The 10145-nt window shown below is 51.3% G+C and carries 8 protein-coding genes; all 8 read right to left on the bottom strand.

The genetic code is table 11. The annotated features are described in order from the left end of the window. Positions 1-299: 299 nt before the first annotated feature. The 8 genes from AWJ19_RS09805 to AWJ19_RS09775 all read right to left on the bottom strand — a co-directional run bounded on the left by AWJ19_RS09805 (position 300) and on the right by AWJ19_RS09775 (position 10001). Positions 300-1982 (bottom strand): sugar ABC transporter substrate-binding protein, encoded by a 1683-nt coding sequence (locus AWJ19_RS09805; RefSeq protein ID WP_068723326.1) that lies wholly within the window; start codon positions 1980-1982, stop codon positions 300-302. A gap of 69 nt (positions 1983-2051) precedes the next feature. After that, a complete protein-coding gene (locus AWJ19_RS09800; protein ID WP_068723325.1) occupies positions 2052-2924 on the bottom strand; it encodes a carbohydrate ABC transporter permease in 873 nt (290 codons plus the stop codon). A 15-nt stretch (positions 2925-2939) separates the two neighbouring features. Beyond that, entirely contained in the window at positions 2940-3899 is a 960-nt protein-coding gene (locus AWJ19_RS09795) for an ABC transporter permease subunit (protein ID WP_068723324.1), read from the bottom strand. Positions 3900-4225: 326 nt separating this feature from the next. Then, a complete protein-coding gene (locus AWJ19_RS09790) occupies positions 4226-6502 on the bottom strand; it encodes an AraC family transcriptional regulator (RefSeq protein ID WP_068723327.1) in 2277 nt (758 codons plus the stop codon). Between the two features lie 165 nt (positions 6503-6667). After that, positions 6668-6919, bottom strand: a complete 252-nt coding sequence (locus AWJ19_RS09785; protein ID WP_068723323.1) for a hypothetical protein — start codon at positions 6917-6919, stop codon at positions 6668-6670. 3 nt (positions 6920-6922) lie between these two features. Continuing rightward, the gene (locus AWJ19_RS09780) at positions 6923-8476 is read right to left on the bottom strand and encodes a glycosyltransferase family 39 protein (RefSeq protein WP_068723322.1); all 1554 of its coding nucleotides are present in this window, start codon (positions 8474-8476) and stop codon (positions 6923-6925) included. Between the two features lie 194 nt (positions 8477-8670). Beyond that, positions 8671-8871, bottom strand: a complete 201-nt coding sequence (locus tag AWJ19_RS35760; RefSeq protein WP_198536532.1) for a hypothetical protein — start codon at positions 8869-8871, stop codon at positions 8671-8673. Next, positions 8871-10001, bottom strand: a complete 1131-nt coding sequence (locus AWJ19_RS09775; protein WP_198536531.1) for a methyl-accepting chemotaxis protein — start codon at positions 9999-10001, stop codon at positions 8871-8873. Before AWJ19_RS09775 ends, AWJ19_RS35760 begins: the two co-directional genes overlap by 1 nt. Between the last annotated feature and the right edge of the window lie 144 nt (positions 10002-10145).

Below are 10145 nucleotides of genomic sequence, written 5' to 3'. Positions count from 1 at the left end.
CCAGTGCCCAAATCAAAGGCACTTTTGCCTCTCATTTCGCACTTTCAGCCATCCGCGCCCACTTCTCTTATTACTCTGGTTACTCCCACCCTCACTTCGCGCATCCCCCACCTAAACGCCAATCCCCACACTGTCCCCCTCTTAACCATTCCTGTACTCCTCCATCCCCCTAACTCCCCACATATCACGTCATAAAAAAGCCAAACGCCACCTCCCCAATGGGAAGCAGCGCCTGACTTTTTACAACCATTAGTATCCTAAAAACTCCAGTATTCCAACAGTTTAGTATCCCAACAAACCTAGTATCCCAACAAACTCTTGGTCTTCGCAAAAATCTCGTTCGCCATCTCCGTGTAACGCGTGCTGCCGTTAGCCTCTACCTGGGCTTTATAGTTATCCCAGTTGTCCAGACTCTCCTGGCCGGTGATGAATTTCAGGGTCATTGTCTTGACGTAGTCCATGAGCGGAGTCGAGATCAGCTTCATCTGCTCGCTCTCCTCGGCCGTCGCCATGATCGGCGGAATCAGCTTACGCGTCTCACGGGTCTCCTGAATGCGGGTCATGAAGTCACGTTCGCCTTCGGTCATTTTGGACAGGCGGAGCTTCTCCGAACCGCCGTAAGCGAACATCCCGCCGGCGAAGCCGTAATCGACGTTTAGCTGCTTAGGGGCCCCTTCGTTCATCCCGTTATAGTAAATATCCGGATTCAGCACAACATTACCGTCTGCATCAAGCGTATACGTCTCGCCTTCCACGCCCCACAGGCTCAGCATCTGGCCTTCATTAGAGTACCAGAACCAGTCGATGAAGCGGAGCATTTTGATAAAGCCTTCCTCACCCAGGTCATCCAGCGCATTCTGGCTGATCATGATCCCGTTCTCCAGCCGTGAGTTCTCGATCTGCAGCTTGCCTTTCGGACCGCCCGGCTGGGTAATCATATACAATTCGGCGTTCGGGTCCTGCATCTTGCTCTTAAAGTCAGCCAGTACCTGGTATACGCCGCTGATCGCGTAAGTATCGCCTTTGAAGAACTTCGCCTGCGCCGCATCGTCCTCCTGGGTGAATGTTTCCGGGTCCAGGATGCCGTCAGTGACAAGCTTATTGAAATAGCCCACGAAGCTCTTGAAGTCATCCGAGTTATCTGCAAAAGAGAACAGCTGTTTATCTTGATCAAACGTCAGCCCGTTGGAAATCCCCCATCCGGCGGTCACGCCATACTGCACAGCAGCGATATTCAGGGCAGATTCACCTTTGAACTGGTCAGAGATAACGTATGGGGCACCGGTGAAATCTTTTACCTTTTTCAGGGCTGCAGCAAATTCTTCATACGTCCAGTTGCCCTGCTCACCCTCTACATCCACTCCGGCCGCCTCAAAAACATCCTTACGGATGATATACGAGTAGCCGCCGCCCGCAATTTCCCACATACCCGGAAGCAGATAGTACTTGCCGTCGTCCCGCAGCTTCATCTTCAGATCCTCTTCCATGCCCCAGTCTTTGACTGCCTTGGAGTAGTTAGGCATGTACTGGACCCAGTCACTGACCGGAACGATCTGTCCGGATGCTACAAAAGCAGATTCATCATACGTCTTGGGAATGATATAAGGAGCGTCACCGCTGTTGACCAGCAGGGATTTCTGGTTTTCATACTCGGTTCTGGCTGTAATGGACAAGTCGAAGGTTACATTGGTTTTCTCCTGAATGGCGCTCCAGAGTCTCCAGTCCGCTTTATACGGATAATTCTCATGGTCGCTGTACATCATGGAGTAGCTGACCGGCTCTTTGGAATGGAATGTCTGGCCCTCGCCAAAAGTATAATCCTCCGCAGCACCCGCTTCCGCATTCGTCTTACCTGCATTAGCAGCGTTTGTTCCCGCAGGCTTTTCCGAACTCGATTCTCCGTTGTTACCGGATGAACAGGCTGTTGAAACAACAAGCAGCAGCGCCATCATACCCAGGCCAACTGATTTTGTGAATTTCATATTTTGCCTCCCCTTTATGGTTCAAGCTTTGTATAGAACGGAGCGCGGCAGGCGCTTCCGGTTATACCGTTACCCTTTGACAGCCCCGATCATCATGCCCTGCACGAAATACTTTTGGACAAAAGGATAGATACAGATAATCGGCAGTGACGTTAGCACCATGGCAGTCGATTTTACACTTGCGGCAATCTGGCTCGTCTGGTCGGAGGTAGCTCCGATTTCCGTCGGACTGATCGCGTTATCAATAATCTGTTTCAGATACAGGGCAACCGGCCATTTCTCCTTCGACTGCAGATACAGGGAAGGACCGAACCAGTTATTCCACATCCCGACCATCACGAACAGCATAATGGTGACGAGAATCGGCTTCGACAGAGGCAGAATGATCCGTGTAAAAATCCCGAATACCCCCAGTCCGTCAACACGCCCCGCCTCCTCCAGCTCACCCGGCAGACCGGCGAAAAACGTCTTCATCAGAATGACATTGAACGCGCTGATTGCTCCCGGAATAACAATGGCCCAGATGGTATCCCGCAGCTCTAGTGTTTTGGCTACCAGAATGTAGTTGGGGATCAGTCCGCCGCCGAAATACATCGTAAACAGCACGAAGGGAATAAAAAACTTATTCAGCCGCAGCTTCTCCTTGGAGAGCGGATAAGACATGACAGCGGTTGCAGCTACAGCGATAAAAGTGCCGGTAACAGAATACACAATCGTGTTCCAGTAATATAAGAAAAAGTCCGGCTTGCTAAGAATGACCTGATACGTCTTCGTCGTAAATTCCACCGGAAAAATCGAGACCTTTCCCGCATAAATGGCCGCCTCCGAGCTAAAGGACTGGGCCACGAGATAGACGAACGGATACAGGGTGAACAGTACAATCAGGATCATAAAAATACTGTTAATGATGTTAAACAGGCTGAAGGTTCTGCTGCTCTTCATGTTCTCTGCTCCTTTCTACCATAAGCTTGATTTCGTAGTCCGCTTGGACACAGCGTTGGCCGTCGTCACCAGAATCAGCCCGATAATGCCCTCGAACAGCCCCACCGCAGTCGCATAGCTGAAGTTACCGCCGGTGATCCCCATCCGGTACACATAGGTGGAGACGACATCTGCCGATTCATAGGTGAGCGGATTGTAGAGCAGCAGGATTTTTTCAAAGTTGGAGCTCAGAATGCTGCCGATGTCCAGAATCAGGAGCACCATGACCGTCGGCAAAATGCCGGGAATCGTAACGTGCTTAGCAAGACGCATCCGGTTGGCCCCGTCCATTTTGGCTGCCTCATACAGTGCCGGATCAATGCTGGTCATTGCCGCAAGATAGAGGATCGTGCCCCAGCCCAGCCCCTGCCATACCCCGGACGTAACATAGATCGGTGTGAACCATTCCGGCAGCGAGATAAAGGCGATTTTCTCAAGTCCAAGTGTGGCCAGCAGGCTGTTAACCGGACCGGTTAAGGAGAGAATTTCTTTAATCATCCCCGCGACAATAACCATCGAGATAAAATGGGGCAGATAGGATACGGTCTGGACGAATTTTTTCCATTTGAGCCTGCGGATTTCGTTGAGCAGAAGTGCGAACAGCAGGGTGAGCGGGAATTTAACCACCAGGTAGCTCACGCTCAGTGTCAGATCGTTGAAGAACGCCCGCCAGAAGGTCGGGTCTTTCATGAACATTTCAAAGTAAGTAAAGCCGACCCATTCCGTTCCAAAAATATTCGGCCCGCCCCTGTACTTGCGGAACGCAATAATATTCCCCAGCATCGGAGCGTACTTAAATATCAGGAAATAAAGTACGGGAATGACAAGGAACGAATAGAGCTTCCATTCCTGCTTAACATGCTTCCAGAGCGGTACCTGGTCCTTCGTCTTAAGCTGCTTGCGGGCTGCCCCACTGATTTGCGGCTGAGCTGCCATTATGCGATCACTTCCTTAATTGAAATTCATCCTGTCCAACATGAATCCGTTTACATCCCGACTGTACCCCGCCCTCCGCCTGTGCATCAATGTTCAATAAGGAAAATGATGTACGAAACCCGCGATTAGGCAGTTGATATTTTGAATATGATGGATGATTTGGCGAATTTGGCTTGTCTGAACGCAAAATAACCCCACAAAGCGGGGCCTTAACATGGAAGTTGACTCAGGTACTTTGTAGGGACCCCGGAAACACATAAATTCTTATTCTAAAAAAAGATGGCCCCCAGGTACTTCGGAGACCACCTTCTTCTATATAAAAGAGTTTATGCCTGCTCCTGAATCGTTCTGTACTTGCCGGGAGTGATGCCTTCGTACTTCTTGAACACCCGGATCAGCGCATGACTGCTGGCGAAGCCAACGCGGGCCGCCGTCTCGTCAATGCTGACTCCCTCCACGAGCAGCGACTTGGCCGCTTCCACCCGGGTATGGTTGATATAATCGTGCAGCCCCATCTCTCCTGTCTGCTCCCGGAACAAGCGGGATACGTATTGCGGGGTCAGCCGGAATTCATCCCCGATCAGGGCGACGCTGAGGTTCTTGTCATTATAATTCTTCTGCACAAAATCAATGATCTTCTCGCTGATGCCGGTGCTGGCCTGGCTATTCTGCTTGCTCTTGAGCAGCCCGCACACCCGCCCGAAAATATCCATCAGCTCCTGCTCAAACTCCGCCTTGGTAGAACACGATAAAAGCCGCTTGAGCGGACGCCATTCCTCCCAGGCGATACCGGCCTGCTCCGAGTCGGGAATGGTTTTGATCATCGTCGTCGCCAGATCCAGCAACACACACTTGGCCATCTCGTGGGAGGCTTCGCACTGAAACGCCTGCCCGATCACGTTGCTGATCATCTGCTGCGCTTTGCCGAATTCCTCTGCCTTCAGGAAGTTGATCAGAATCATCTGATCATTCACGGTGAAGAAATAGCTGCTCTCGCCGGGCTTGATGTCCCCATACCAGATCAGCGCCCGCTCCCCGAGCATAATCCGGTGCTCCTGGGCCTCCAGCGCCTGCACAAAAGCCTGATGAATCCCATCCAGTCCGCTCTGCAGATTACTGCCTACTGCGGTGAACCGGAGCTTGTACCGTTCGAGAATGAACTTGCCCGCCTGCGCCAGCTCCTGTTCCAGCTGCTCCTTCCATTGTTCCGTGAACTCCGGATGTACATTTACCACCGCAGCAAGCATACCGTCCACATCTGTAAAATGGAGCATTACCCCTTCCCCTGCCGTATCCGCAACGATATTCGAGACAATGAACTGTGATAAGGCCAGATCGGTTACTCCGCCCTCACTGCTCTCAATATAAAACAGCATTACGGCAAAGGTGTCCCCCGTCCAGGGTAAATGGTAGGCCTTCGCCAGCTCCGTCAGCGGAACATTGCGGTCCGTCTGCCCTTTCAGCAGCTTGACCAGATAATAATCCTTCAGCACCCGCAGCTGCTGGGCCTGCTTGTTGTTCATATCATCGCGTTCGCGGATCGTCTCCAGCACGCTGCTGCGGATAAAGGTATACTCATCCAGATACGCCCCGCTGCGCGGCATCGTATTGCGGGCAAATACACTTACCAGCTGCTTAATCGGGTCATAATTTTTCCGGGCAAAATAAGTGATTACCGCTCCCCCGATCACAAAGCACAGCAGCAGCCCGAGCAGATTCAGGTTACGGATGGTGCCGACGCGCTCCCAGAACACTTTTGTCGGAAACACACTGATATACTTCCAGCCCGTTGTATCTGAGGACTCAATGGTAATCATCGATTCCACTTCCTGAAAGGAGCCCGTAAATGTCCCTGTCCCGCGGTCATTCCACTCCCGGTACAGTGGAGGAGCAATTGTATTTCCGCCGGCATTCTGGATCAGCACCTGATTGTTCGTATCCATAATGAACACCTGCCCGCGGTCCACCCAGTCGATATTGCCCAGCATGGTCATGATCTTCTCGGCGTTGAGCGCAATAATGAGCGTCCCCGAGGTCTCTGAGCTACCCTGCTTCGTCAGCGACCGGACATAAGCCGGAGTGTAGACGACAGTCCCCTGATTCTCCACAGGCAGCATCACGTAGCCGCGCGTCTGTTCTCCGTTGATCAGCTTTTGCCAGCTGTCGTAGCTGAACGTATCCGTCTGCAGCTTCATTTCATAGAAGTCCTGCTCCTTCACATAGGTTTCGCTTGAGAGTACAGTCTGCAGCGGCTTCGAGTACAGATAAATGCCCTGTATAAAATCATTCGCCGACAGCAGCTTGTTCAGCTCCTGCTTCATCTCATACACACCGTAAGCGCTTTCTGTTTTTGATGAGATTAATTTGCGCACATCCGAATGGATGGCCAGCTGGGCCGCCAGGCTCTCCGTCTGCAGCAGCTCGCCGTCTACAATGTATCTGACCTGCTGCAGCATCGCGCCGCTGGCCAGTACGATCTCACGCTTGACGATCTCCCGGGTCTGGCCGTATATGATTAAACTGAGTATGACCGGTATACATAGAATCACAGCATACGAAACAAACAGCCGGTAAGCTACACTCCGCGTGAATTTCCCCTGCATCCAAGCCAATACTGATCCCCTGCCTCATTGTTCTTTTTGTACAGTTACCCTTTTTGTACATTACCAATGATAGCACGATCCTTGCGCTGGGTTGATGTACAAATTGAACCTGCATGTTCAATTTGTGTATTGCGGGGGAAATGCGGCACTTCTGGTGCGGATTGCTTAGTTCTGTCCGCCTTGCCCAACGCCTCTATCCATACCCTGCCCGCCGTTACGTCTCACCCCGCCGTTCATCCCTGGGAACCCGCCATCCGTGCCGCGGCCGCCGCCAAAGCCTGGGCCCCCGTTCATCCGCGAGCCTGAGCCGCTTCCGTCACTGGAGATTTTCTGAGATGTAATGGCATCGCATGAAGTCAACACCATAGAGCAGCTAAGTACGGCTATGATCAGGGCGGCAGATCGTCTGGTCCGCATTCTTCATCTCCTCCTTCCGGCAAAGTAATCATATACATCTTTAAATCCCATATAGGAGAACACGATCAGCAGCGGATACACCGGGAAAATATACCGTGCCTTAATCTCCCACAGCAGATAAAATCCGATAAACCCGAGTATAATCAGCACCAGCGGAGTTTCCCCGTAGCGTCCAGCCCTGATACTGCCGATCAGCCGGACCATAATGCCGCCGTACATCAGCAGATTCAGCACATACATCATCCACAGCAATCCGCTCCGGTAGCCGGAATCTCCTTTAAAAAGATCAGTAGCAGCATTCGTGTAGCTGTAGCGGTCCATGACCATGCCAACCATTCTCCCTCTGTCTCCCGAGGAGCTGTCATTGCCAAGACCGTAGCGCTCCATCTGGTAGGTGCCTTCCGTCCAGGTCCAGATCAGCTTTTTATAATACATGTTCACCAGATCGCCTGCGCTTGCGTCCGCCAGCTTATTACTGATCTCTTCCTTGAACAACTCCGTGCTTGCCGCCTTATTATAATCAGCATCCTGCTGGTAGATCGTATAGCTCTCCCTGTTGTCCCAGAAGCCGAATGTCTCCAGATTGATGCCCATATTCAGCCACATATAGACCGGTGCGGAATTGGTATTAACGGATTCATCCACCACACCCGCTGCCTGAAGCGCCGCATTCTGGGTCCAGCCCGGCACATTAAACAGCGCACCCGTAATAAATAACGCCGCCAGTGTCTTACGCACACCCAGCTTACGGATTCCCAGCAGCAGGCTAATCAGCACCGCAATCAGCACAATAACGCCAACGCTCCGGAAATAGTTCCCGAGGGCCAGCAGGATTGCTGCAAACAGAATGTCCTTTAGTGCTTTTCTTTTCATAAATTTCACGGCAAAATATAATCCGCTCGTCAAAAAAGCAGTAGCAATCCCATCATTATAAATAAAATTACTCATGAACAAGGCCGGCAAATAGGTAGCCCCAAATACCAGAACCCCGTAGTCATGCTCCCGGGATTTGTCGTTAAGCTCTTTATACAGCAGGTAAATCATTAACGTGGTTAATAGAGTGAACAGGATATTGAATATTTTAATCGTCAGATAATTATCCGGAAAAAGGTACAGCAGCGTCTTCAAGTAAAGAACTATCGAGAAGTTGAACGGAAACATATGAAGATACCCACCTGTCTCAAAGGACGAATAATCGCTGCGGTAGAGCATATCCAGCGCCAGATTAAGCACCGTCTCGGAATCATCCGTCGGCAGACGGGGGAACAGAAAGATAATGGCCAGCTGAAGGGCTAAAGAGACCGCGAGAACGCCGGGAATAACGATCCGTCTGCTGAACCGGTTGAGCTTCAGGCTTATTTTATAGAGCGCGGCGCTTATTGCCAGCATCAGAACGATGACCAGAATGAACAGGCCGGGCTGCTGCTTTTCCAGTACCGGTGTGTCTCCGTATACGAAATAACTGTACTTTGCCCTGATAAAAAACGAGGAAGCAATGAACAGGCCGATGAACAAGCTAAGGATGATATAAAGTGATTTGTGAATACCCTTGACCATGAGAACCTCCTCTTGCGGAGTAGTGATAAGCGCATTATAAACACTGAAACTGAACGTTAGATGAAAATGAAGCTGCGGGGATCGCTGGCTGAGTCCGGCAGGCTCCGGTAAGACAAAAACACCTCCAAAAGTTGCTCTGCACAGCGGCAGAAATGCATCTCTTGAAGGTGTCCGGATTAGTTGCTTATTGTCTATTAAAAGGTGAACCTTTTTACTGACTCGGTTAACTGGGATGCCAGCGCAGACTGCTGTTCCATCGATACTGCCGCCTCATTCATCACCGCGCTAATATCGGCCAAGCTGGCATTAATCTCGGCCGTATACGCAGAGGCGTTCCCTGAGGTATTAACAACCGTATCGATCACCTTGCTGATCTCCTTGATGGAAGTATTCATTAGGCCGCCGCGCCGTTCACTTCCGTCGAAATCCGTTGGATCAGCGCCGCGTCCGACTCATATTGGCGGCCGGTCTGGAGCAGAAGCTCATAGTCCGCTTTTACATTATGGTCAATGTACTCCAGCACATCCTGGGAGCTGCGCGACAGATGATCGAATACCTCTTTTACCTGCGTCACAAGCTCCTCAATCCCGGAGATCGCCTGAGTGGACTGGTCAGCCAGCTTTTTCACCTCACCTGCCACTACCTCAAAGCCCCTGCCCTGCTCACCCGCTCTGGCTGCTTCAATAGATGCATTCAGGGCCAGCAGATGGGTCTGTGAGGCAATTGCCTTAACGCTGTGAGAGATGACGCTGATTTCCTCAACGATTGCTCCGGCTGCGATGGCTTTTAGAATATTGTCCTGCTTTTCCCTGTAGGTCCGGTCGGCCTGCTCAAGGGAAGCTTTTACCTGCCGGCTCATCTGTACAGCACGGTTTTCCATTTCATCCGCTGAGCTCAAGGCCGATCCGGCATTCGCCAGCAGCAACCGGTTCTGCTCATGGATCTGCTCGAAGGAGCTGTTTGCCTCCTGAGTAGAATGAAGCAGACTCAGCGCATCATCCGCGAGGGTTGATGAAGTCGTATGTATCGTGTTCATGCTGGCTGAAGAATTACGGGCCGATTCCATTAGCTCATAGCTGGCCGTGTTGATGTTGCCCGAAATATCTGCAATTCCGGAGACCAGGGATTTGATATGGGCAGTGCTTTTATCGAGCGAATGGCCGAGTCTGCTGATCTCATCATTGCCGCCAAATTTAAGCTCCCCCGACAGAACGCCCTCTCCCAGCTGCTCGGTGTACCCCAGTACCTTTTTCAGCCGCTTCAGGACCAGCTTATCGTATACAAACACAATAATGAAAACAGAGATCAGAATACTGAGTCCCGATGAGACCAGGAAACCGACGTTCCCCTCAATGTATTTGGAATCCCCTCCGACAATCTCAATCACCTCTCCGCTTCTGTCCAGCACGTAGTTCACAGCCTGCCCGATGTTGGTGCTCAGGATCTGTACAATTACAATCGCCAGCACCAGCTTAAACTTAATGGAGTTCACAGTAGCATTCAACAGCCAGTTCTTTATGCCCATAAGCCTCTCCCCCGCAAAAAATAATATCTATACCATACCCCAGCCGGATTAACTGAACATAAACAAACGGGGATGGTTAGACTGATTAGTGAGGTGGTGGAGTGACGGGGGCAGGGGAGTGGCGGAGTTCACGGATATAGTGGT

The sequence above is a fragment of the Paenibacillus sp. DMB5 genome (assembly GCF_001517085.1).
In the GTDB taxonomy this organism is placed as follows: domain Bacteria; phylum Bacillota; class Bacilli; order Paenibacillales; family Paenibacillaceae; genus Paenibacillus_AQ.
This window is presented reverse-complemented; position numbering and strand designations above follow the sequence as displayed.